This is a genomic window from Pradoshia sp. TA40_28 (assembly GCF_059694525.1).
The window spans coordinates 26894-49412 of record NZ_JCATZO010000013.1 but is presented as its reverse complement, the minus strand read 5'-3'; the positions used below and the strand labels follow the sequence as shown (position 1 = coordinate 49412).

At 35.5% G+C, this 22519-nt stretch carries 23 protein-coding genes and 1 pseudogene; 20 read left to right on the top strand and 4 right to left on the bottom strand.

Annotated elements, in window-relative coordinates; all coding sequences use genetic code 11:
• Positions 1-44 precede the first annotated feature (44 nt).
• Positions 45-1853: an ABC transporter substrate-binding protein gene (locus tag AC58NB_RS15205; RefSeq protein ID WP_497427667.1), complete on the top strand. Its 1809-nt coding sequence runs from the start codon at positions 45-47 to the stop codon at positions 1851-1853.
• 559 nt (positions 1854-2412) lie between these two features.
• Positions 2413-4884, top strand: coding sequence for a helicase-related protein (locus tag AC58NB_RS15200; RefSeq protein WP_497427666.1), 2472 nt, complete (start codon positions 2413-2415; stop codon positions 4882-4884).
• Positions 4885-5077: 193 nt separating this feature from the next.
• On the opposite strand, the gene lexA is transcribed toward AC58NB_RS15200, so the two are convergent.
• Positions 5078-5704: a transcriptional repressor LexA gene (lexA, locus tag AC58NB_RS15195; protein WP_497427665.1), complete on the bottom strand. Its 627-nt coding sequence runs from the start codon at positions 5702-5704 to the stop codon at positions 5078-5080.
• Positions 5705-5857: 153 nt separating this feature from the next.
• Between lexA and yneA the strand changes: the two genes are divergently transcribed.
• From yneA to AC58NB_RS15160, 7 genes are all read left to right on the top strand, one after another.
• On the top strand, positions 5858-6181 hold the full coding sequence (gene yneA / locus AC58NB_RS15190) for a cell division suppressor protein YneA (protein ID WP_497427664.1): 324 nt from the start codon (positions 5858-5860) through the stop codon (positions 6179-6181).
• Between the two features lie 69 nt (positions 6182-6250).
• Positions 6251-6901 (top strand): YneB family resolvase-like protein, encoded by a 651-nt coding sequence (locus tag AC58NB_RS15185; protein WP_497427663.1) that lies wholly within the window; start codon positions 6251-6253, stop codon positions 6899-6901.
• A gap of 75 nt (positions 6902-6976) precedes the next feature.
• Positions 6977-7207, top strand: coding sequence for a DUF896 domain-containing protein (locus AC58NB_RS15180; protein WP_497427662.1), 231 nt, complete (start codon positions 6977-6979; stop codon positions 7205-7207).
• Positions 7208-7341: 134 nt separating this feature from the next.
• Positions 7342-9348, top strand: a complete 2007-nt coding sequence (gene tkt / locus AC58NB_RS15175; RefSeq protein ID WP_497427661.1) for a transketolase — start codon at positions 7342-7344, stop codon at positions 9346-9348.
• Between the two features lie 120 nt (positions 9349-9468).
• Positions 9469-9801 carry a PadR family transcriptional regulator gene (locus tag AC58NB_RS15170; protein WP_497427660.1) on the top strand — a complete coding sequence of 111 codons (333 nt, stop codon included), beginning with the start codon at positions 9469-9471 and terminating at the stop codon, positions 9799-9801.
• A complete protein-coding gene (locus AC58NB_RS15165; protein WP_497427659.1) occupies positions 9798-10439 on the top strand; it encodes an HAAS signaling domain-containing protein in 642 nt (213 codons plus the stop codon). Before AC58NB_RS15170 ends, AC58NB_RS15165 begins: the two co-directional genes overlap by 4 nt.
• Positions 10440-10691: 252 nt before the next feature.
• Positions 10692-11996: a DUF4153 domain-containing protein gene (locus AC58NB_RS15160; RefSeq protein WP_497427658.1), complete on the top strand. Its 1305-nt coding sequence runs from the start codon at positions 10692-10694 to the stop codon at positions 11994-11996.
• Between the two features lie 194 nt (positions 11997-12190).
• On the opposite strand, the gene AC58NB_RS15155 is transcribed toward AC58NB_RS15160, so the two are convergent.
• Positions 12191-13642, bottom strand: a complete 1452-nt coding sequence (locus AC58NB_RS15155) for a DHA2 family efflux MFS transporter permease subunit (protein WP_497427657.1) — start codon at positions 13640-13642, stop codon at positions 12191-12193.
• A gap of 166 nt (positions 13643-13808) precedes the next feature.
• On the opposite strand from AC58NB_RS15155, the gene AC58NB_RS15150 reads away from it, so the two are divergent.
• From AC58NB_RS15150 to AC58NB_RS15140, 3 genes are all read left to right on the top strand, one after another.
• Entirely contained in the window at positions 13809-14342 is a 534-nt protein-coding gene (locus tag AC58NB_RS15150; protein ID WP_497427656.1) for a TetR/AcrR family transcriptional regulator, read from the top strand.
• A gap of 173 nt (positions 14343-14515) precedes the next feature.
• Entirely contained in the window at positions 14516-14959 is a 444-nt protein-coding gene (sirA, locus tag AC58NB_RS15145; RefSeq protein ID WP_497427655.1) for a sporulation inhibitor of replication protein SirA, read from the top strand.
• Positions 14960-15130: 171 nt separating this feature from the next.
• Entirely contained in the window at positions 15131-15346 is a 216-nt protein-coding gene (locus tag AC58NB_RS15140) for a YneF family protein (protein ID WP_066103996.1), read from the top strand.
• Between the two features lie 337 nt (positions 15347-15683).
• Here AC58NB_RS15140 and AC58NB_RS15135 read toward each other — a convergent pair whose 3' ends face one another.
• The gene (locus tag AC58NB_RS15135; protein ID WP_497427654.1) at positions 15684-15860 is read right to left on the bottom strand and encodes a Spo0E family sporulation regulatory protein-aspartic acid phosphatase; all 177 of its coding nucleotides are present in this window, start codon (positions 15858-15860) and stop codon (positions 15684-15686) included.
• Between the two features lie 232 nt (positions 15861-16092).
• Here AC58NB_RS15135 and AC58NB_RS15130 point away from each other — a divergent pair, with 232 nt between their 5' ends.
• The 8 genes from AC58NB_RS15130 to AC58NB_RS15095 all read left to right on the top strand — a co-directional run bounded on the left by AC58NB_RS15130 (position 16093) and on the right by AC58NB_RS15095 (position 22384).
• Positions 16093-16800, top strand: coding sequence for a cytochrome c biogenesis CcdA family protein (locus AC58NB_RS15130; protein WP_497427653.1), 708 nt, complete (start codon positions 16093-16095; stop codon positions 16798-16800).
• Positions 16801-16896: 96 nt separating this feature from the next.
• A complete protein-coding gene (locus AC58NB_RS15125) occupies positions 16897-17256 on the top strand; it encodes a response regulator (RefSeq protein ID WP_497427652.1) in 360 nt (119 codons plus the stop codon).
• Positions 17257-17306: 50 nt separating this feature from the next.
• Positions 17307-17804, top strand: a complete 498-nt coding sequence (locus AC58NB_RS15120) for a CcdC family protein (protein ID WP_497427651.1) — start codon at positions 17307-17309, stop codon at positions 17802-17804.
• Positions 17805-18018: 214 nt separating this feature from the next.
• The gene (locus tag AC58NB_RS15115) at positions 18019-18198 is read left to right on the top strand and encodes a hypothetical protein (protein WP_497427650.1); all 180 of its coding nucleotides are present in this window, start codon (positions 18019-18021) and stop codon (positions 18196-18198) included.
• 148 nt (positions 18199-18346) lie between these two features.
• On the top strand, positions 18347-18520 hold the full coding sequence (locus AC58NB_RS15110) for a Fe3+ hydroxamate ABC transporter substrate-binding protein (protein ID WP_497427649.1): 174 nt from the start codon (positions 18347-18349) through the stop codon (positions 18518-18520).
• A gap of 370 nt (positions 18521-18890) precedes the next feature.
• On the top strand, positions 18891-19787 hold the full coding sequence (locus AC58NB_RS15105) for an SMI1/KNR4 family protein (protein ID WP_497427648.1): 897 nt from the start codon (positions 18891-18893) through the stop codon (positions 19785-19787).
• A gap of 310 nt (positions 19788-20097) precedes the next feature.
• Complete coding sequence (locus AC58NB_RS15100; RefSeq protein WP_497427647.1) at positions 20098-21300, top strand: IS110 family RNA-guided transposase; 1203 nt, start codon at positions 20098-20100, stop codon at positions 21298-21300.
• A 361-nt stretch (positions 21301-21661) separates the two neighbouring features.
• Positions 21662-22384, top strand: coding sequence for a CBS domain-containing protein (locus tag AC58NB_RS15095; RefSeq protein WP_497427646.1), 723 nt, complete (start codon positions 21662-21664; stop codon positions 22382-22384).
• Here AC58NB_RS15095 and AC58NB_RS15090 read toward each other — a convergent pair.
• Positions 22373-22486, bottom strand: a pseudogene (locus AC58NB_RS15090) (transposase); the annotation flags it as partial. The gene AC58NB_RS15095 and the pseudogene AC58NB_RS15090 sit on opposite strands and share 12 nt — an antisense overlap.
• Between the last annotated feature and the right edge of the window lie 33 nt (positions 22487-22519).

Genomic DNA, 22519 nt, shown 5'->3' with positions numbered 1-22519 from the left:
GGGGAAAAAGAAATATCAAATTGAAATCACATGGGGGAATTATTTTGAGAAAAAAAGGGTTTATGTCGTTATTGCTTGTGTTCTTATTGGTTCTAAGCGCTTGTACCGTCAAGACTAAAGAGGATGCAAGTAATAAAGTAAATGATGGTGAAAATACGGAAGCTGTCGAAATTGAAATATTGAGTATGAGCACCAACGAGTCGGATGTGAATATCCTTCGTGATCAGCTCACGAAAAATGGATTTAAGGTCAAATTGAATCTTCAACCGGATTTTGGAAGCTTTAAAGCACAGGAAGATGCAGGAAATTTCGATGTTTCGATGTCCAGTTGGACCACAGTTACGGGTAATCCGGATTATGCGGTGCGATCGTTGTTTATAACAGGAGGAGATTATAGCATTATTTCAGATCCTAAATTGGATAAATTGATTAATAAAGCATCTACTCAAACTCCAGAAGAATATAAAGGAACCTACAAAGAGTTAGAAGACCATCTTGTATTTGAAAAGGCTTATATTGCTCCTTTGTATATTTCCAACAAAAATCAAGCGGTCAATACAGATGTATTAAAGGAAAAATCCGTACGTTTGTCGAAGTCTCGGGCCTTAGCATGGGAAACGATTGATTTTGCCGATAATTCTAAGCGTGATAAGGAGCCTCTGAAATTGACACAGTCGATGTCTACGTTAACTTCTCTTGATCCAATCAAAGGAAATGACGGTTCCATCAACCAATTGAATACGAATATGTATATACGTTTGGTGAATTTGACTGATGATGATAAAATCACCTCCGATGCATCCTTATCGCTGAATCATGCCATTGCTGAAGGAAATACGGATTACTATTTTGTCCTCCGGAATGACATTCGGTTTGCTAAAGTAGAAAATAAAAAGGCAGTTGATTCAGGTGAAAGAGTTGGAGCAGAGGATGTCATCTTCTCCTTGAATCGTGCTAAAGACAAAGATTCCGTACCGGATCACAGAACATATAGCTTACATGAGCATATCAAAAATGTGAAAATCGTTGAAGACGTGGAAAGCCTTGATTCAGTGAAACTTTCCAATGGAGAAGGCACCGTAAAGGATGCGCTTAATGAAAATTTGGAAAGTGAAATAGCGGAGCTAGTCAAAGCTAAAGAGGATTCTGATCAAAAAAGCGGAAAGTATCAAGTTGTGAAAGTGACAACAACAGAGCCATTCCCACAAGTGTTGAATTACCTTGCTCACCAATCTGCAGGAATCGTATCGAAGAAACAAGTTGAAAGTATAAACACTTATGATGTGGCTTCTTTCGACGTCAAGAAAGATATCCCTTATGGAGACCAAAACACGGTAACCGAAGGTAGTCAATATAATAATACGTTATATACAAGCGGACCATATATCATGCTGTACAAAAATGACTATGAAGCGGTATTCCAAAAGAACCCAGCTTATATGGCAGGATCGGATCATGAACCATATATCAATCAAGTATCCGTACGATTCATCAAAGACCCTGATAGCGCATTTAGTGCACTACGCAGCGGTGAAATCGATATGCTATCTGGTGTGCCGGAAACAAAGTTTGATATTCTTAAAGAAGACAGCAAGATGAGATTACAAAGTACCCAGAGCAATGCTGTCTCTTACTTGTTATTCAACACGAAAAATCGTGATGTTGCAAAAAGCGAGAACTTAAGGAAAGCGGTTCTGTATTCTGTTAACCAGGAAGAGTTCATTCAATTCTATAAAGGCGATAAGGCAAAGGCAGTTTCAACTGTGAGCCCGCTAGTCGATACTGGCAATGAATTGACCGCCGATACCGAAAAAGTTAAAGAAGCTATTGAAGCATATCGCTCTGAGAAGTAAATGGAAACAAAATAGAAGAATCCCTGGAGGATTCTTTTTTTACTCTTTTATGTAAGGACTCTTTAGGGGAGGAAGGTGCAGGTTACTCAAAATATTAGAGAACCTTTTCAATAGGCATAACGATAGCCATTTATCCTGATTTTTGGGGGATAGATGGCTTTTTTGCACATAAGGTTTGGATATTTTTTAACCAGCGCATGTAATTATTTTAAATCTCTGGCTGCTTGTGAAACGATAAATTTGAAATCTATGTCGTTAAGGTTAAAGATAGATAGATATCGATGCCATCGGCTTTTTAAGTACAGGGCATTAGTACTGATAGCAACTTTTAAATATGATTTAGAGATCAAAAGTAAACAGCATAATAAATCGCTATGCTTTTCTGGTTTATTTTTGCTTGGAACATAGAGGTATGATTACGGACATTTAAAAAAATATTAATTCGTAAGTAAATCATAATAATATTATGTAAACAAAACAGTAGTATTTATATTTTAGTGGTTTATCGTATATATTAGCATCATAAGATAATTTAAGGCAGCTTAAGGAGAACTAGATAATGGATATTTTGGAAAGAGGATATAAAGAAGCAGTAGAAAAGGCTAAAAATGATATTTTGCATGACATATACCTATTTATGGAGGAAAGTGAAGAGAAGCCATCCTTAAAGGATTATATAGATAGCAGAGAATCTTATTTAAATCAAATCTGGAATTTAGCGTGGAAGAGTAAAACACTGCAACGCATGAACAGAAACGAAAAAAATAAATTTTTAGAGCAGCGAGGCCTATCAACTGACGGAGCATCTAAAAAAGCAATTAACAAAATGGTTGAACAAGAACTGAGCGGATTACGGACTTTCGATATGAAGAGATGGATTCGTGATTACTTTACAGAAACAGATGAACTTTGGGATGAGTTGTTTGAAACAGTCAAGCTGAAAAGAGTGAAAGAGAATTATGAGAATACTGCTATTAAAGATGCTGCTTTAAAGGTGTTGAGTAGTAACAAACTTTATTTCTATTTAAAATTGAGATATCAATTGGCCAATCAACTCCATGATGATATAGCAAAAGTGAAAGGCTTTAATCCAAAAGAATATGAAACGCTTCATGATCTATTATTTTGGGGGTATGAAGAATACCAGGATGAAAATGTATTTGATGAGTATATCTATCAAAACATTATGACTAGTTTTATTTACGAAACCATCTATCCATTTATCAAAGCAAAAATGCCGGATCAAGTAAAAACACAGTATGAGAGGTTATATAAGGGCATCGTAGATCACAAGCTAATTAGGAAGTTAATTGGCACAAAGATTAATGAATTTGCATGGGAATATGAAAATGAAGCAGAACAGGAAGCTATAGAAGATTTAATAGAAGTACGAGCTTGCCCGGATGATTTTACTATACAGATGCCGTTATATCATAGACAGCATGAAGAAAGAAAACAAAAAAGAGAAAAGCAATTAGAAGAACTAAAGAAGCAGGAAGAAGAAAAGCGAAAGAAACTAGAGAATATATTTGGAGTCGAATATAAGACGACCGTTTACAGTAACACGAAATATATTCTGCATATTGGAGAGACGAATACCGGCAAAACCTTTCAGGCTCTGAATAGATTAAAGGAAGCCCAAACTGGGATATACCTGGCACCTTTAAGGCTTTTGGCGCTTGAAGTATATGAAACACTCAAAAACAGCGGAATATCCTGTGCATTAAAGACAGGGGAAGAAGAAAAAGATATGGCAGATGCCACACACTTTTCATGTACGATTGAAATGTTTACGGAGAAAGATCAATTTGACGTCATGGTGATTGATGAGGCCCAAATGATTGCAGACAAAGACCGAGGGTTTTCTTGGTTTAAAGCCATTAACAATGCACGTGCCCAAGAAGTGCATATTATCGGAAGCCAAAGTTCCAAAGCCATGATTATAAATCTGCTTCAGGGAAATGATATCGAGATTCGCGAATATAAACGGGATATCCCACTGATTGTGGAGAAAAGGCCATTTAAGATTGAACATACGAAGGCAGGCGATGCGTTAATTGTTTTTTCACGCAATAAAGTTCTTCAAACAGCCTCGAAATTGGAAAGAGACGGACATAAAGTCAGTGTGATTTATGGCAGTATGCCCCCTGAGACGAGAGCCAAACAAATCCAGCGCTTTATTAACAGGGAAACTAAAGTCATTGTTTCTACGGATGCAATCGGGATGGGGCTTAATCTACCAATTCGGAGAGTTGTTTTCCTGGAAAATGATAAATTCGATGGAACGAGAAGACGTTTATTGACCTCGCAGGAAGTGAAACAGTTGGCAGGCAGAGCTGGCCGAAAAGGGATTTACAATGAAGGCCGAGTGGCATTTACGGATCAAATCGGCTTAATGAAGCGATTATTAAATAATAAGGATCAATCGATCAATACGTTTGCAATCGCCCCTACACAAGGAGTTTTTGAGCGTTTTAAGAGATATCATTCCAGTTTGGATCAGTTTTTTGAATTATGGGATGAATTTAAAAATCCTGCAGGTACAACAAAAGCTCCACTCACTCAGGAAAAAGCTTTATATCAGTTAATTCGAAATGAAAAAATAGAAGGCAGGATGTCAATCACTGATTTATATAGCTTTCTCCACTTACCATTCTCAGCAAATGAGGAAATATTAGTCAATCAATGGCTCTATAATATGAAAGCCATTGTGGACAGAAGAGATTTGAGAGAACCTTTTATAAAGAAAGGATCTTTGGAAGAACTGGAATTATCCTATAAATCAGTTGGATTGCATTTATTGTTTTTATATAAATTAGATCGGAGAAGCGAAACGATCTATTGGGAGAGAGTGAGAGAAGAAATCAGTACAGACGCACATCTTCAGTTAAGAAAAGGGGTTAAAAAATATCAAACCAAGTGCAGATCTTGCCATAAGCCGTTAAGCTGGAACTATCCATTTTCTATTTGCCAAACCTGCTATGAAGAAAGTAAACGATCCAGATACTATTATAAAGGATGGGATATATAGGAGACTAAAACTTGCAATCATTGGTTGCAAGTTTTTTATGTTTAACATAACTATATTATGTAAACTAATGCTTTCAAAAAGGAAAAAAGAGTATACGTAAACAAGAATATTCGATCTTTATTAAACATAGATTGATAGAGACTAGTTTAGGAGAACAGAAGAAGAACCGGCATAAAAGCCGGTTCTATCATCCTTATTGAATGTTTCTGTACAATCCAATTACTTTACCCAAAATACTTACATTTTGCAGAATGATAGGTTCGAGCATAGAGTTTTCCGGTTGAAGACGGAAATGGGTATCTTCTTTAAAGAAACGTTTCACAGTAGCTTCATCATCTTCTGTCATAGCTACAACAATCTCACCATTGTTTGCTGTATGCTGCTGGCGAACAATAACGTAGTCACCATCAAGAATACCAGCTTCAATCATACTGTCTCCCATAATTTCAAGCATAAATACATTTTCATCCGCAGGTGCCATATGTTCAGGAAGAGGGAAGTATTCCTCAATATTTTCGATGGCTGTTATTGGTTGACCGGCAGTTACTTTCCCGATTAACGGAACATTAACGGAATTTGTCTTTGGTATATGGTCATGTGGATCCATGTCCAAAATTTCAATTGCACGTGGCTTAGTAGGGTCACGTCTGATGAGTCCTTTACTTTCTAGTCGCGCTAAATGACCATGAACGGTGGAACTGGAAGCCAGTCCAACTGCTTCACCAATCTCCCGAACGGAAGGTGGATAGCCTTTCTTTTTAACTTCTTCTTTTATATATAGCAAAATATCCTGTTGACGTTTGGATAATTTAGTAGTCATCTCCCGCACCTCTTTATGCTTACTTTTTTTTAGTATATCATTTCCTGGTTTACAGTACAAACATAAGTTCGTTTTTTTGTTGACACAAAACACACGTTCGGTTTATACTAACATCATAACAAGCGAACATATATTCTGCGGAGGGGTTTATTTATGAAAAAGTTATGGACTTCTTATTCTTATACAATTATATTTATTATCGGTGTTTTCCTATTAATATCCAGTTTACTGGTGACTACTATTGAAACGCCGAAGGATGATTTTCAACAAATTATGGTTAAAAAAGGCGATACAGTTTGGGATATGGCTGAAAGATTTGATGGCAGTGAGATGACACAGACTGAATTTGTCTCCTGGGTGCAGGAAAATAATGATTTGCAGATTAATCAATTAAAAGAAGGTCAAACGATTGTGATTCCTGTTAAGAAAAACAATGATAATACAGAGATGCTGCATTTAGCAGATTCTGATAAATAACTATATAATCAGTAGGTCGGGATATAGGATCCCGGCCTTATCTATATGTAAAAAGAATGGTGAGAGAAGATGAAGGTTGGAATATACTGCAGAGTTAGTACAGATAAAAGTTCACAGGAAACGTCCCTGGAAAGGCAGGAACAGGAGTTAACAAGACTCGCTGCTGTTAAGGGATTTGAGATTGTCAGTATCCAGAAGGAACAAGCTAGTGGATATGATTTGGAGCGGGAAGGCATTCTAATCCTGCTGGAAAAAATGAAAAACAAAGAAATTGAGGGACTGTTAATACAGGATGAAACGAGACTTGGCAGAGGTAATGCGAAGATAGCCCTGCTACATTGTATTTATAAAGAAGGCATTAAATTATATACGGTTACTCATAATGGCGAGCTTGAAATTTCAGAAACAGATGCCATGCTTTTGCAAATCATCAGTATTGTAGAAGAGTATCAACGTAAATTGCAAAACAGTAAAATCAGAAGGGGAATGAAACGGGCAATCGAAAAAGGCTACAAGCCACAAAAAAACCTATCTAATCAACATATAGGTGGCGGTAGAGAAAGGTCGGATGTCCCGTTACAGGAAGTTATTGAATTGCGTATTAAGGGATTGACATTTGCTGAAATAACGGAGAATTTAAACAGAAAAGGCTATGATTTATCAAAAGCAACCATTCACCGGAGATATTCAGAATATATGAAAAAGAATACCAATCAATAGTTCCTTCTTGAAAATAATTCTGTTTTTCTATACGATGTCAATATCTACTTATTTTTCAATAGAAGGAGCAATACTATGCTGCCAACGCATAAAATCAAAAGAATTAATGAATTGTCCAAAAAATCAAAAACAGTAGGTCTTACAAAAGAAGAAGCCACTGAACAATCTCTTCTTAGGAAAGAGTATTTGGAAACGTTTCGTACATCCATGCGAAATACAGTTGAAGGATTGACGATTATCGATCCAAAAGGTAATGACGTTACACCTGAGAAAATTAAAAAATTACGTAATAAAAAATTACATTAAGGGTATAGGATAATAGGTTGAGCTCCTCATTTTTTAAGGAGTGACGATTTTGTAGCATTTACCAATTAGCTATTGTCAATCTGTTTATACTTCATTAATATATATTAGAAGGTTAATCTGAAAGGATGTAGGCAATGTTCACAGAAAAAGATAATTTATCTATCACAGCTATTCGTACACTTTCAATCGATGCAATTGAGAAAGCTAATTCAGGTCATCCGGGTATGCCAATGGGAGCTGCTCCTATGGCTTATACACTTTGGACTAGATTTATGAATCATAATCCGAAAAATCCAGAGTGGTTTAACCGTGACCGATTTGTTTTATCTGCAGGACATGGTTCCATGCTTTTATACAGCTTATTACATTTATCAGGTTATGGCCTTGAAATGGAAGAAATCAAGAATTTCAGACAATGGGGTAGTAAAACACCTGGACATCCTGAATATGGTCATACAAAAGGTGTTGAAGCTACAACAGGTCCGCTTGGCCAAGGGATTGCAATGGCAGTCGGAATGGCAATGGCAGAACGTCATTTAGCGGCAGTTTACAATAAAGATAAGTTTGATGTTGTAGATCACTTTACATACAGCATTTGTGGAGATGGAGATTTGATGGAAGGGGTATCAGCTGAAGCTGCTTCTCTTGCTGCTCATCTCAAATTGGGTCGTTTGGTTGTCCTTTATGATTCCAATGATATCTCTCTTGATGGCGAATTAAACATGAGCTTCTCTGAAAGTGTTGCTGACCGTTTTAAAGCATACGGATGGCAGTATATTCGTGTAGAAGACGGTAATGATTTGAATGAGATTGCTAAAGCGCTTGAAGAGGCTAAAGCAGATCTTGATCGCCCAACTATGATTGAAGTTAAAACAGTTATTGGTTATGGTGCGCCAAACAAATCCGGTAAATCTGCAGTACATGGTGCTCCGCTTGGCGAAGACGAAATGAAATTGACTAAAGAATACTACAAATGGACATTCGATGAAGATTTTTATGTACCACAAGAAGTTTATGACACATTCGAAGAAACAGTTGTAAATGCTGGTGCGAAAAAAGAAGAAGAATGGAATCAACTATTTGAAAGCTATAAAAATGAATATCCAGAACTTGCTGCTCAACTTGAGACAGCGATTAATGGTGAATTACCGGAAGGCTGGGATAAAGATATCCCTGTTTATGAAGCAGGAACAGCTGTTGCTACACGTAATTCCGGTGGAGAAGTGTTGAATTCAATCGCTAAAAATCTACCATCCCTATTTGGTGGATCTGCTGACTTAGCTGGTTCGAATAAAACAATGCTGAAGGGCGAAAAAGATTTCTTGCCTGGCACATATGAGGGTCGTAATATCTGGTTCGGAGTGCGTGAATTTGGTATGGGTGCGGCATTAAACGGAATGGCGCTTCATGGTGGTCTACATGTATACGGAGGAACGTTCTTTGTATTTTCTGATTACCTGCGTCCAGCTATTCGTTTAGCAGCATTGATGAATCTTCCTGTAACGTATGTATTTACACATGATAGTATCGCTGTTGGAGAAGATGGTCCTACCCATGAACCAATCGAGCACATGGCAGCATTACGTGCAATGCCGAACGTTTCACTGATCCGTCCAGCTGATAGTAATGAAGTAGCAGCTGCATGGAAAGCGGCATTAACAAGCAAAAATATGCCAACTGCTTTAGTGTTATCACGTCAAAACTTGACTACATTACCTTTATCAGCTGACTTAGCAGAAGAAGGCGTTGCAAAAGGCGGATATGTTGTTTCTCCTTCTAGTAAAGAGGAAGCTGATGCACTATTATTAGCATCTGGTTCTGAAGTTGGTTTAGCTGTTCAGGCACAAGCTATCTTAGCAAACGAAGGCATTCATGTCTCTGTTGTCAGCATGCCATCATTTGATCGTTTCGAAGCTCAGTCTGCTGAATATAAAGAATCTGTTCTACCATCATCCGTTAAGAAACGTTTAGCAATCGAATTGGGTACATCATTTGGTTGGGATCGCTATACAGGAGATGAAGGACAAATATTAGCAATTGATCGCTTTGGTGCTTCTGGCCCTGGAGAATTATTGATGGAAAAATTCGGATTCACTCCATCTAATGTTGTATCAATGGTAAAAGCTTTAGTTCAAAAATAATCAAATATTATACTAAATCGTCAGAGTTTTCTCTGGCGATTTTTTTATTGAAAATATTTACAAACAATTCCAAATGTTGTATGGTTGATATGTACCTAATAATTCTAGGTAGGTGATAAGATGTTTAATCGGGAACTTGTTAAAGGTAGTACATCGCTTCTTATTCTTCAGCTTTTACAGGAAAGAGACATGTATGGATATGAATTGGTGAAAGAAATGGATCAACGCAGTGATCATGGATTCCAAATGAAGGAAGGGACTTTATATCCCGCTCTGCATAAGCTTGAAAAACAGGAGTATATAGAATGTTATTGGGTTGAGCAAGAGAAGGGCCCAGCTCGTAAGTATTACCGAATCACCATGGCTGGTAAAGAGATGCTTGAAGTTAAAACGAATGAATGGAATCGATATGTTCAGGTCGTGAACATGGTTATGGGGAGAACGAAAACATGAAGCGGGCTGAAGAGATTTATTTGAGCCAGCTTGATCAATTACTGGGTGCCCATCCTGATAAAGCGGCTATTTTAGAAGAGTATAAATCACACATTTCTGAAATGGCCTGCGACATCATTTATGAGGATGAGTCTCCTGACTCGATTTATAAAGAATTATCCATGCGTCTCGGTACACCGGAGGAGATTGCCCTATCGTGGAAACAGGAATTGGCCCTTACTCCGAAAAGAACCAGGTGGATATTTGTCTGTATAAACTTCTTATTATTTGTAGGTGGCATTCTTTTAACATTTATCTACCATACATATAATTGGAATTGGACCAAGGATATATGGTCTATGTTAACCTCGATACCTGGCCTTTTGATGGCGATCTATGTCGTTTTTTGGGTTTTGCTTGGATACGAAATTGGAAAAGAATTCGGGCATCAAGGAAGAAGGTTAATTAAGAAAACGTTTTCGATCACCATATTGCCTAATATTGCATTAATGTATGTAGTGCTATTTAATCTCGTGCCAGACAAATGGTTTGATCCATTACTAAATAAACCTTTTATTATTTCATGTGTATTTTGTACATTTATTCTTTATCCGGTTAGTTTTGCAGGGTATCTATGGGGGAAGAAGGCATCTCTCTAATTGTTTGAATATATACATAGAATATCTATGTATATCTATCGCTATATACCTAGTAAAACTAGGTAGATGGGAGTAAATATGGACGTTCAGTTTACTAAAGAAGATAAATGGTTTTTCCTAGTATGTATTGTGGTAGCGTGTTTAGGTGAATTATCTTTTTTTCATGGAGAAGTAGGTATTTCCTATCCCATGTTTTTATTTGTCTTTTACAGTCTGTTTTTTTTGAGGTTTCGAAAAACGAAGTTTACGCACATGAGAATTGGAACACTTTTGATGGTCTGTATCTGGATCCTTGGATTTTCCTATTTCTATCAATCTAACGTACTCTTTTATGTAACAAATGGGTTGATTATACCTGTTTTGGTAATGTTGCAGCTAACATTGATTACATGTAAGTATAAATTGGATTGGAGCAGAGTTAATGTTTTTAAACTAATGATTGAAAAGCTATCAAGAAGTATTGACTACAATAAGCAATTTTTCCTTCAAATCTACGAAAAAGTTACCAAAGATGAACAAAATGACCATATAGGGATGGTCAAAAAAATTGGACTAGGGATCATGATTGCCTTTCCTCTGTTAATCATCATTATTCTCTTACTTGTATCGGCAGATAGCCATTTTCAAGAAATTCTAATGAATATCCCAGATTGGTTATTTTCTTACCATTTGGGTGAAATCGTAGGAAGACTGGTTGCTATAATAATATTTACTCTTGTTTTATTTATCTTTCTGAATGTATTAAATCTTCACTATCCGCAACCGCAGAACCATTTTGTGGGGAATAAAAATTATATGGATCCAACAATTATAACAACCATCCTGGTCCTTATTAATGGTGTCTATCTATTATTTGCGATTGTGCAGTTTAAATATTTTTTTGGAAGCCCAGTGCTTAATAATACAACTTATGCCTCAAATGCTAGACAGGGATTTGCCCAATTAATAGTTGTTACTCTTATAAACTGGTCTATATTGCTTGGAACAGTGAAATATGTAATGCCTGTACGAAATGTTACAAAAAGATTGATTCAGATTTTTCTAAGCGTATTGATTTTGTTTAGCGGTGTTATGCTTGCTTCGGCTTTTATGCGCCTATATATGTATGAAGAAGCCTATGGATATACCATTCTGAGAGTAATCGCTCATACTAGTATGCTTTATCTGGCTGTTATTTTTACCTATACATTAGCGAAAATTTGGATGGAACGGCTAGCTTTAAGGCATTTTTATTTTATAACAGGACTTTTATTTTATACGGGATTACATATCATTCAAATGGATCAAATGATCATCAATAAAAATATTGCTAGATATAAAGAAACCGGCAAGCTTGATCTTCATTATTTAAATGAATTGTCTTATACAGGGGTATCTGGATTAATTGATTTATATACAGAAGAGAAAGGGCCAAATGGATTGGGAGAGTTATTATCGGAGCAACAGGAGCAAATGAGGAAGACAGACTATACATGGCAATCCTATAATCTTTCGAGGATAGAGGCATATGAGGAATTAAAAAGTCTCAACCTTACACAGTATGAAAATGGACGTTAGGAGAAACTAGTCTGGTGCTATTCGTAGTCCTGCAAAGAGGTGCCTAAAAAAGTAAAAGAAAGGCAGGTCTACTAGCAATTTTGTTTTGTAGATAAATCATTGAAAACGCCTGGATCCATGTGTCCAGGCGTTTATTAACTATTTTCTCTAGCATATTGGATATTTTACTGTATTTCATGAATGTTACATTCTATTTATTTGCTTCTTTTAACCTCAGTCACCTGGGAGTGGATGCGCTTTTTAGAAGGTACAAATAATGTAATTACTAATGCAATTATACCTAGTATGGTCATGAAATAATAAGCGTCGCTTGCCCCTAAAATAGAAGCTAATGTACCAATCGTATCAACAGTTGAATTCGTTGTTTCTTGCAGTAATGTACTTGTATGGTGTGTGGTCTGAGCTGTGAATATGGTAACAACGATAGCTGTTCCAATAGCGCCAGAGATTTGGCGAACTGTATTGTTTACGGCTGTACCATGTGTTATGAGCTTCTTAGGCAATACATTTAGACCGGCAGTGCTCAATGGCATTGTGATAAAGCTAAAGCCTATTCTCAGGAAGATTGTGCGAATCATCAAAAAGATGAAAGAAGTAGTTTCCGAGAGATCGGTCACAACCCACATAGAAGGAACAATAAACAATAACCCTGTAATAAATAGCGGTTTCGCACCAAAGCGGTCATACATCTTTCCAGTCACGGGAGACATGAAGGCATTAACCAGTGCACCCGGTAATAATAATAACCCGGCGTCAAAAGCGGTAAATCCTCGTCCATCCTGTAAATAAATCGGTAATAAAATCATATCTGCATACATCAGCTTCGTTACAAGAATATTTATAAGAGATGTTAAGGTAAAGATTTTATTTTTAAAAACAGATAAATTTAAAAGGGGATCATCTGATTTTATTTGTTTGAGGCAGAAAATAGCTGTTATCACGATACCTGAAATGATGGTTAGCATGACTATTGTATCTGTCCAACCGTGGTTGCCGGCATTGCTGAAGCCGTATAAAATGAGACCAAAACCGATGGTAGATAAAAGGACACTCACTGTATCTAACTTTGATTTTTCAACCTTAGATACATTGCTTAAATATTTGATAGCTAATAGAATAACGATTGCAACAAGCGGAATTAGCCCGATAAATAACCAACGCCATGAAGAATATTCAATAACAAATCCGGCCAGTGTAGGAGCAAGGGCAGGAGCGAAAATCATGGCTAATCCGATTAATCCCATCATGCTTCCTCTTTTTTCTATTGGGAAAATAATCATGACAATATTCATAAGCAATGGCATGATAATTCCTGCACCGATCGCTTGAACCATTCTTCCAATCAGTAAAACGGTAAAGTTTGGTGCAATTGCGCATAAAACTGAACCAATTAGTAGAAACAACATGGAGCTGATAAATAATTGCCTTGTAGTGAAGCGTTTCATTAAATAAGCAGTCATTGGGACCAGTACGCCGTTAACCAACATAAACCCTGTCGAGAGCCATTGTACAGTAGTTGGGGTGACAGAAAATACATCCATTAAACTACTTAAAGCTACATTTAACAGTGTTTGGTTAAGTGTGGATAGAAAACACCCCATAATCAACACGGTTAACAAAATCTTATTATTACTAGACGAAGACATAAAAAAATCCTTTCTTTTTTGCTTTTTAGACATTGTGTCAATAAAATAGATAATAACAATTTTTATACCGCAATCCTATTTACAATTCATCCAGATATGTAAACTAAACGACTATTTTTTAAAAAGTATCAATTAAGTTATAGAATAATAGACAAGGAGAATAAAATTGACTACACACAAAAAACAGGATCCCCGTGCTGTTCGTTCCAAGCGAATGATGAAAGAAGCTGCTGCGGCTCTTTTGATTGAAAACCCAGATATAACTAAATTGACGGTACAAAAAATCGCCAATCGGGCTGAGTTAAATCGCGCCACCTTTTATTTGCATTTTATGGATATTGACGATTTATTGAAACAACTGGCATATGATATTTTTGACGACTTGTCGATGGAAATGTCTCCTATTTTACAAATTGATAGCTTTGATCATCAGGAACAGTTAATTAAGTTCTTGGATTATCTATATAAGCATCGAAAATTATTGGCTGTTTTATTTGAAGCATCAGGTTTTAAAAAGAAAGTCCATATGCTGTTAACGGAATCACTTGTCGTACAAAGTGATAAAGGAGTTATGAATAAAAGTTTATCAGTAGATATACTTGCCTCTTCTGTACTTGGAATTATCACATGGTGGATAAAAGAAGGAATCCATTTTAGCTCGGAATATGTAGCTGACCAAATAATTGAATTATATCGATAATCAATAGTGATCAGGAGTTAATAGCTTGTATAATGGGTATATATGTAAATAGTTTGAAATATCAAACTATTTATGTCAATCGACAAAAATAGAACAAACTCTGCACGTTCATTTTACATAATATGCAAGAATAGTTTTTTATACTATATGTAAAGAGAATTGGAGGTAAGAGTATGCGCACCTATATTATCTATTTAATAGAGAATGAATTTGCCCGTCATTATTATGGCCGAGAATATATGTTTTTTAATTTATTTCAAGATTATCGACAATCTGAAGGTGAAGAGAAAAAGATTCTACGCAGGCAAATTAACTTTGTTACGAAAAAGATTCAGGCGCCTCTTTTTACCTCCTTTATGGAAAAACAACTCAATGAAAATAAAGAGTGTTATATGGAAAATGGGGTATATTATATTAGGAAGAAAAATGTCGGCCATAGCGAAGCAAGCTTGGGATATCGGAATCATTCACTTATTCTGCATGCAGACGGAACATATGAATGTGAGACCATCTTTTTTGAATGGTTGAGACAGTGGAATCCCTATTTTTTAGCACTAGATACAACGAAGGATCGGTGCGCATGGTTGAGACCCATTAAGCAAAGACTATATGTTTAAACCAGGATAAATGCTAATCGAGCATACAAAAAGCCATATCTAACACTGTGAAAATTAGTCTATTGTGTCGGTTTGTATCAAAATCTGATAGAAATATCACAATAGTTATGGTATTATTACTTTGGTTTAGTACAATGTCTTTGAGACAGCACGGAGGAGGTAGTTTAGGTTATGGGATATTATATTCTTACAGCAGTAATTGCTTTGATTGCTGGTGTGGCTTTAGGATTCTTTATCGCCCGTAAATACATGATGGATTATCTGAAGAAAAATCCACCAATCAATGAACAAATGATTAAAATGATGATGACACAAATGGGCATGAAGCCATCCCAAAAGAAAGTAAATCAAATGATGAATGCGATGAACAAACAACAAGGGAAATAAAACCTTACGCGTCAAGGGATTTAGCACTCATCTAATTATTATAATGAAGGATTTCTTGGCAAACATTTAAAACCACTCTTTCTGTAGTAAGTTACATAATAAACAGAGGAGTGGTTTTTATGTTATTAAATAGAGTAATCAAAGATATGAACAAAGCTGTTGCAAAAAAGTGATAACGAAAAGAAATCGCATCCAGATATTTGGATGCGATTTCTTGTATATGTCTATATGTTATGCCTATTTATTACTGCCACTTGGGGGAAAGTATGTTACTGTAAAAGAGGTAACTTTACTTCAACAGCATATGTCTTGGTTGTTGTGGCCTAAATAGTTATGCTCAACATGATATTTTTTGCTTTTTAAAATGTTTGACAGGATGATAGTTGTTTAACAGATTATCAAGTTCCTGGCTATATTGAATTGTGGTTTGAGATGATAATCCATTCTGAGAGACGATCGAAACAAGTTCCAAACGCTTCCTTTCTATTTCAGCTAACAACTCCTGATTATCCATGGTTGCAGATCCTTCCTCATTTATTGGATTAGGTTTAATTTTACAAGATTATAACATATTTTTACATTAAAGTAATGGAATAAATCAATTATACATATTTTTTACTAATATTGTAAAATAGAATGAAATAAATGATCTATACTCCTTATCGCCGAGCATACTTTTACTTTATAGGTAGTATTTTGGTACAATATAAATTGGAATGAAATAGAAATAGTGGGGGTAAATTCATTTGGGTGACATTAATATTTTTCTGGCATTTGGAGCTGGCTTTCTCAGTTTTATATCTCCTTGTTGTCTTCCACTTTATCCAGCATTTCTTTCGTATATAACTGGAATGTCGGTTGGAGAGTTAAAAAATGATAACGCAATGATGCAAAAAAGGAGTATTTTACATACTTTCTTTTTCTTAATTGGATTTTCTATTATTTTTATAGCGTTGGGATTCAGTTCGTCCTATATTGGAACATTCTTTAGGGATTATGGAGACGTTATCCGGCAATTAGGAGCTATTCTAATCGTCTTTTTTGGCTTAATTATAATTGGATTCATTCAGCCAAAGTTTCTTATGAAAGAACACCGTTTTGAATTTAAAAATCGTCCGGGTGGCTATATCGGTTCTATATTAATAGGGATTGCCTTTGCAGCTGGATGGACACCGTGCACAGGCCCTATTTTAATGGTTGTGCTTGGGATGACAGCGGCCAACCCAGGTTCGGGGATGCTTTATATGATGTCATACATATTAGGCTTTGCTATTCCATTTTTTATTATGTCTTTCTTTATTGGGAAGTTAAGTTGGATTAAACGGAACTCTGATAAAGTGATGAAGGCAGGCGGAGCTTTAATGATTTTAATGGGAATTGTTTTGTTTTTTGATTGGATGACCAAAATTAGTTCCTATTTTATTGCTTTATTTGGTGGGTGGAGTGGATTTTAAGTCCATACTGGTTAATAAGGTTTTGAATGAGTTCTAAAACAACAGGAATGAATAAATAGACTGATAAACTTTTATTTTGTAACAGGAGGAGCTAAAATGGCTAATATTCTAATAGTGGATGATGCAAAGTTTATGCGTTTAACGTTGGCAGCAATCCTTAAAAAGGGGAATCATCACATTGTTGGAGAAGCTGAGACAGGTATAGAGGCAGTTGATTTATATGAAGAATTTAAGCCTGATTTGGTTACCATGGATGTAACTATGCCATTAATGAGCGGAATAGAGGCAACTAGAATAATTAAGAATAAATACCCGGAGGCTAAGATTATTATGTGCTCAGCTATGGGGCAACAAAAAATTGTTAGAGAATCAATTGAAGCAGGGGCAAAAGATTTTATTGCTAAGCCTTTTGAAGAGATAAGGGTTATCGATGCAATCAATCGAGTATTAGATTAACAAAAGCAGACGGTTACTAAATTTATACTTGCAAAGAGGAATGATGAAAGATGATGTTTGCAATAACGACGGTATTTGCAGTTATAATGGGATTTATGATTTTTGCAGTAAGGATGAAAGCATCCCAAAAGCCTGCATCTATAAAGAAGATTATATTGCCACCTGCTTTTATGAGTACTGGTGCTTTGATGTACATATTTCCATATTTTCGTTTGACAGGAATGGAAATAATGGAAGCTATTATACTGGGAATGTTTTTTTCTATCTTTTTAATAAAAACGTCCAAATTTGAAATTAGAAAAGATCAAATATATATGAAACGATCTAAAGCTTTTGCTTTTGTATTGATAGGCCTTATTTTGGTTAGGACCATGCTCAAGTTATTAGTAAGCTCTACATTTGATATGGGTGAAACAGGTGGAATGTTTTGGTTAATGGCTTTTTCAATGATTGTGCCATGGAGAGTAGCCATGTATATCCAATATAAAAAGTGTGAGATGATCTTGCACGATTCACAGGCAGATAAAGATACGGTTACTTCCATTTAGCTAAAAATCGACCCCTGGTCGATTTTTTATTTTGGCTGTTTTCGCATAGATTCTTACTCCTGAATTAGTGAAGTAATTATCCATTTTGTATTTCATTAAATGAAGATAGCTTATTGAACTATCGGGGCAGATTAGCAGAAGAAGGATTCGCTATCAAACATATCGAATTATAAGGGTATAGCATTGGGTTTATGACTACAAAAGGGGTGTTATTGTGACCAAGGATAAATTAAAAGGCTTAATAGCTTTAAGTATTCTGTTATCTGTATTGGGATTATTTTTACTTTTTAACAGTGTTAAAAATAATTTCTTAGCTATTGGAAGTATTCTTTTTGGAGTTGGTCTTACAACAACTATCTTCTTATCATACCAACTTCTTACTATTAAAGAGTAAAAAAATACATACTACTTCAAACGGGAACTGTAACTGAAGGTCAAGGTTGTCAAATTGACGGTTTCTTTTTATGCAGCTAACGGAGCAGGTTAACTCAATAAGGAATCAATCCCATAATAGTATATTATTGATTATAGGAGGGATATAAGTGTTTGGAGAAAAGGCTAAGTGTACTAAATGCGGTAAAGAAATTAAGGATGACGAGGTTGTTTTTATAAAAATGCGTTATCCAAAGCGAAAAGGGATGACTGAAATAAAAGCGTATTTAAAAAACGAAGGAATTTTCATATGTGAGGATTGCTACCATCAGAAATTAAACTAATATGAACAGAGGCCTTACTTCTATAAACACGGATATTGATCCAAGAAGGATTAATGCCTTTTTGTGTTGAATTCCTTATTGAAGAAACGGGGCAGTTTAGCGAAAGAAGGATTCTTCTGCTTTTTTGTCGAAATCATTGTGGAAATAACAGGACAGATTAGTTCAATAAGAAATAGTCATCACTTTGCTGAAATACCTTGATAATTAAGAAAAGGGGATAAGTATGAAATTTTGGTTGAAAGAAAAGGCTGTTTTCGCATAGATTGTTGCTCTTGAATAAAAGGATTCTTCCGCTTTTTGTCGAAATAATTATGGAAATAACAGGACAAATTAGTTCAATAAGAAATAGTCATCACTTTGCTGAAATACCTTGATAATTAAGAAAAGGAGGATAATTATGAAATTTTGGCTTAAAAGACGTGAAGATTATTATAGAAAGCCACCCGTAAGTGAAGCTGAAATAGAAGAAGCTGAAAAGGAACTGGGACACAAGCTCCCTGAAACTTATCGTAAGTTGCTATTAGAACAAAATGGCGGGTCTATTCGATTTAATGCTCTCCGTTTAAAAAAACGCCCAATAGAAGGAAACTTTTTTGTGGAATTTGGATACCTACAAGGAGTAGGAGAAATGCCAGGTATTTTAGATACAGCTTTCGTGACTAAAGAGTGGAATTTACCTAAAGAACTTGTCTTGTTACACGGGGATGGTCACACTTGGTTTGCTTTGGATTATAGGAATAATAGAGTTGAGCCTGCTGTTTCTTATATAGATACAGAAGGAGATTTAGATTTTGTTTTAGCTGATAATTTTGATGAATTTATAAAGGACTTATACATCCAGGAAGAGGGCCTTTACTTCTTTGATCCTGACGAAGAAGAGGATTATAAATTAGATGCGATGCCAGAAGATGAATTAATCTCTTTACTACAATCAGGGCATTTTACTAAAATCAAAAAAGCACTGGATAATTTATTCTATTACCCCAAAAATAGTATTACAGAAAACTATGTCCTAAATTTATTAAATGAAACCAATGAGAAGGTTCAAGATAAGGTAGGATCATCTTTATTCCAATACATAAGCTTCCAAAGGATTAAATATGATCTACCTATTGTAAATAAGATAATAGATGAGTTAAAGAAACACCCTAAAGTTGCCCATTATGCGACTCTGATAATCGAATTTATTCAAGAAATGGAAGAGGCAAAAGAGGAGCAAATTTTTGATGATGATGATTATGAAGTAGTACCATATGAAGATGAATAATATAAAGAATATGAAGAATAAAAATATTTAAATAGTGAAATTATACTTAAACAACCGGGGGCGTTCGTATTATAGAGTTCAGCCAGAACTTTCTGGTTGAACTTTTTTTATATGGATTTATTCTATCAGTAGCCAGGGTAGAACGTACGGGGGCGTGGGACCTTGATCCCGTCGGCTAAACTGTTCACCCCCTACTAGTAGAAATATGTTTGCGGCTGGTTGGGACTGAGATCTCGTATAACAAGCGAAGCTATAATACTACTTGGAGGTAATAGGGGTTACTGGTGAATATGTAAGAGGAGGAAAAAGAATGAACCCTGTTGTGGGTATAGATGTAGCTAAAGGAGAAAGTGAAATTCAGGCTTTTTTAGATAAAGGAAAGCCATATGGAAAGAACTTTTCGATTAAGCATAATCGTGATGAATTAGATCGGCTTGTAAGTTTCTTGGGTGAAATTAAAACAATGACAGGTAAGATGCCAGTGGTCATATTAGAATCAACGGGACATTATCATACTCCTATTATTCAATGCTTAGAAGAAAACGAGTTGCTTTATATTCTGTTAAATCCACTCATTTCTCATCAAGCAAAGAAATCAAGTTTAAGAAAAGTAAAAACAGATGCCTTTGATGCGTATCAGTTATGTGTCCTTTATTACAAGGAGGACTTTGAACCTTATAAAATGAGGGGAATTCAACTGTTGAACCTTCGTAACCTATCTAGACAACAGGAAATCGTGACGAATATGTATGTAGAAGCAAAATTGCAGTTTCATACGATTTTGGATCAGGTTTTTCCTGATTACCGAAAGGTATTTGGAGATCTTTTTTCGAAAGTATCTTTATCGATATTAAGAGAATATCCAACGTCGGAGAAGATTCTAAAGACGGATGAAGAGGAATTAACAGAACGAATAAAAGGGTATTGTCCAACTCGTTCTCTTCAGTGGGCAAGAGAAAAAGCAAGGAAATTAATCCATTCAGCTTCTCAAAATCCTTTTCAAAAGGTGATGTATCAAAGCCATCTCATCAATCTTAATATGTATATAGACATCCTATTTCATTACCAAGGACACCTTTCGGAATTGGAGAGCCAAATGGTATCCCTGGCAAATGAAATAGAAGAATATAAGATTATCCAATCTATCCCTGGAATCGGAGAAAAAATCGCTGCCACGATTATTTCCGAAATTGGTGAGATTGATCGGTTTAATCACCCTAAGAAATTGGTTGCCTTCGCTGGCATCGATCCAAGTGTCCATTCATCTGGCAAGTTTACAGCGACGACGAATCGGATTACGAAGCGAGGTTCCAGCAGGCTAAGGCACAGTTTGTATCTAGCTGTTTTATGTGGAATAAGAAGTTCCAGAAATAAAAAGCTCAAGGAGTTCTATGACAAGAAACGCTTAGAAGGAAAGCCATCGAAAGTGGCAATTATCGCTTGTATCAATAAACTTCTTCACTGGATTTATGCTTTATTAAAAAGGAAAGAACTCTTCCTAGATATAGCTTAGAAAGACATTTTAACCACATAAAGAAAAACCTTCCACAAGTTATCTGGAGGGTTATTTGGTATGCCTAAAAACAGTATAGCATATAAAAAAATGAATTTTACAGAGAGATATTGACATCCTATTAGCTGGTTTAGTTTAATAATAAGTACAGTCACCTCCTTTCTGGAGGTGGCTATTTTATAACTTAATAATCAAACAAAAGCAACGCTCTTTGCAAAAACCGCCTTTATTTTACACTATTTTATGACTGGTAGCTCATATCGTTATCGAAACTATTCATTGAAAAAGTATATTCCAAAAGTACTTAGGAAGAAGAAAATGGGGTAAATACATACTATCAAATTGAGAGGAGAAAAAGGGTATGGCTACTAAGACAGAATTATCATTAGCAGAACGTTTTGAAACAGCATTTAACCGTATTCATAAGGTATTAAGAGATATTGTCAAACATGCAAATACAGATAAATTCACTGAATTAATTTATAAGGGAAAGAATCATATTTTGGTACGTTACTATGAAAAAGATTTATGCCAATATGCAAAGTTGAGGAATGCATTGATCCATGAAAAAATAAGCAGCGATTATTATATTGCAGAACCTCATAAAGAGATTGTTGAAGATATCGAAAGAATTGCAGATGAATTTGAAAAGCCTAAAACTGGTTTGTCGATTTCATCGAAAGAGGTTTTTTATTTTTATGAAGAAGATCATCTGAAGGATGTTCTAGCTTGCATAAAGAAAAAATCACATTCACGATTTCCTATTTACAATAATAGAGAGGAGTACAGCTGGCTATTGACGACTAAGGAAATAATCATATGGCTTGCAAGTCAATTTGATAACCCAGAAATTAACTTAGATCATGTACAAGTTAAAGATTTATATAATAAAAAACATGTTAATCGAGTAAAGTTTGTTTCACAAAATGCAACGGTATTTGAGATTGAAGATATATTTGAAGAAGATCATAAAAATAAAAACAGGCTTGAAGCCGTTTTAATAACACCGAGCGGTAAAGAAACAGAAAAGCCGAATGGCATTATCACAACATCTGATTTATTAGAAGAGGAATTAGCTGAATAAAAATTCGGAATTTTTCAAGTTCAGAGCAGCGAAAGTAAGCATTGCCTGCATGGACAATTTTTTAAGTCCCCTTAAAGTAGTCCATCGCAATCCATGCTTTTCCTACATATCTTCAAAGTCACTTTTCAATCGTTT

Excerpts from the sequence above, each read along its gene's own strand:
- AC58NB_RS15200 (WP_497427666.1), top strand. The coding sequence starts at position 2,413 with ATGGATATTTTGGAAAGAGGATATAAAGAAGCAGTAGAAAAGGCTAAA.
- lexA (WP_497427665.1), bottom strand. The coding sequence starts at position 5,704 with ATGACTACTAAATTATCCAAACGTCAACAGGATATTTTGCTATATATA.
- yneA (WP_497427664.1), top strand. The coding sequence starts at position 5,858 with ATGAAAAAGTTATGGACTTCTTATTCTTATACAATTATATTTATTATC.
- AC58NB_RS15185 (WP_497427663.1), top strand. The coding sequence starts at position 6,251 with ATGAAGGTTGGAATATACTGCAGAGTTAGTACAGATAAAAGTTCACAG.
- AC58NB_RS15180 (WP_497427662.1), top strand. The coding sequence starts at position 6,977 with ATGCTGCCAACGCATAAAATCAAAAGAATTAATGAATTGTCCAAAAAA.
- tkt (WP_497427661.1), top strand. The coding sequence starts at position 7,342 with ATGTTCACAGAAAAAGATAATTTATCTATCACAGCTATTCGTACACTT.
- AC58NB_RS15170 (WP_497427660.1), top strand. The coding sequence starts at position 9,469 with ATGTTTAATCGGGAACTTGTTAAAGGTAGTACATCGCTTCTTATTCTT.
- AC58NB_RS15165 (WP_497427659.1), top strand. The coding sequence starts at position 9,798 with ATGAAGCGGGCTGAAGAGATTTATTTGAGCCAGCTTGATCAATTACTG.
- AC58NB_RS15160 (WP_497427658.1), top strand. The coding sequence starts at position 10,692 with ATGAGAATTGGAACACTTTTGATGGTCTGTATCTGGATCCTTGGATTT.
- AC58NB_RS15155 (WP_497427657.1), bottom strand. The coding sequence starts at position 13,642 with ATGTCTTCGTCTAGTAATAATAAGATTTTGTTAACCGTGTTGATTATG.
- sirA (WP_497427655.1), top strand. The coding sequence starts at position 14,516 with ATGCGCACCTATATTATCTATTTAATAGAGAATGAATTTGCCCGTCAT.
- AC58NB_RS15140 (WP_066103996.1), top strand. The coding sequence starts at position 15,131 with ATGGGATATTATATTCTTACAGCAGTAATTGCTTTGATTGCTGGTGTG.
- AC58NB_RS15135 (WP_497427654.1), bottom strand. The coding sequence starts at position 15,860 with ATGGATAATCAGGAGTTGTTAGCTGAAATAGAAAGGAAGCGTTTGGAA.
- AC58NB_RS15125 (WP_497427652.1), top strand. The coding sequence starts at position 16,897 with ATGGCTAATATTCTAATAGTGGATGATGCAAAGTTTATGCGTTTAACG.
- AC58NB_RS15120 (WP_497427651.1), top strand. The coding sequence starts at position 17,307 with ATGATGTTTGCAATAACGACGGTATTTGCAGTTATAATGGGATTTATG.
- AC58NB_RS15100 (WP_497427647.1), top strand. The coding sequence starts at position 20,098 with ATGAACCCTGTTGTGGGTATAGATGTAGCTAAAGGAGAAAGTGAAATT.
- AC58NB_RS15095 (WP_497427646.1), top strand. The coding sequence starts at position 21,662 with ATGGCTACTAAGACAGAATTATCATTAGCAGAACGTTTTGAAACAGCA.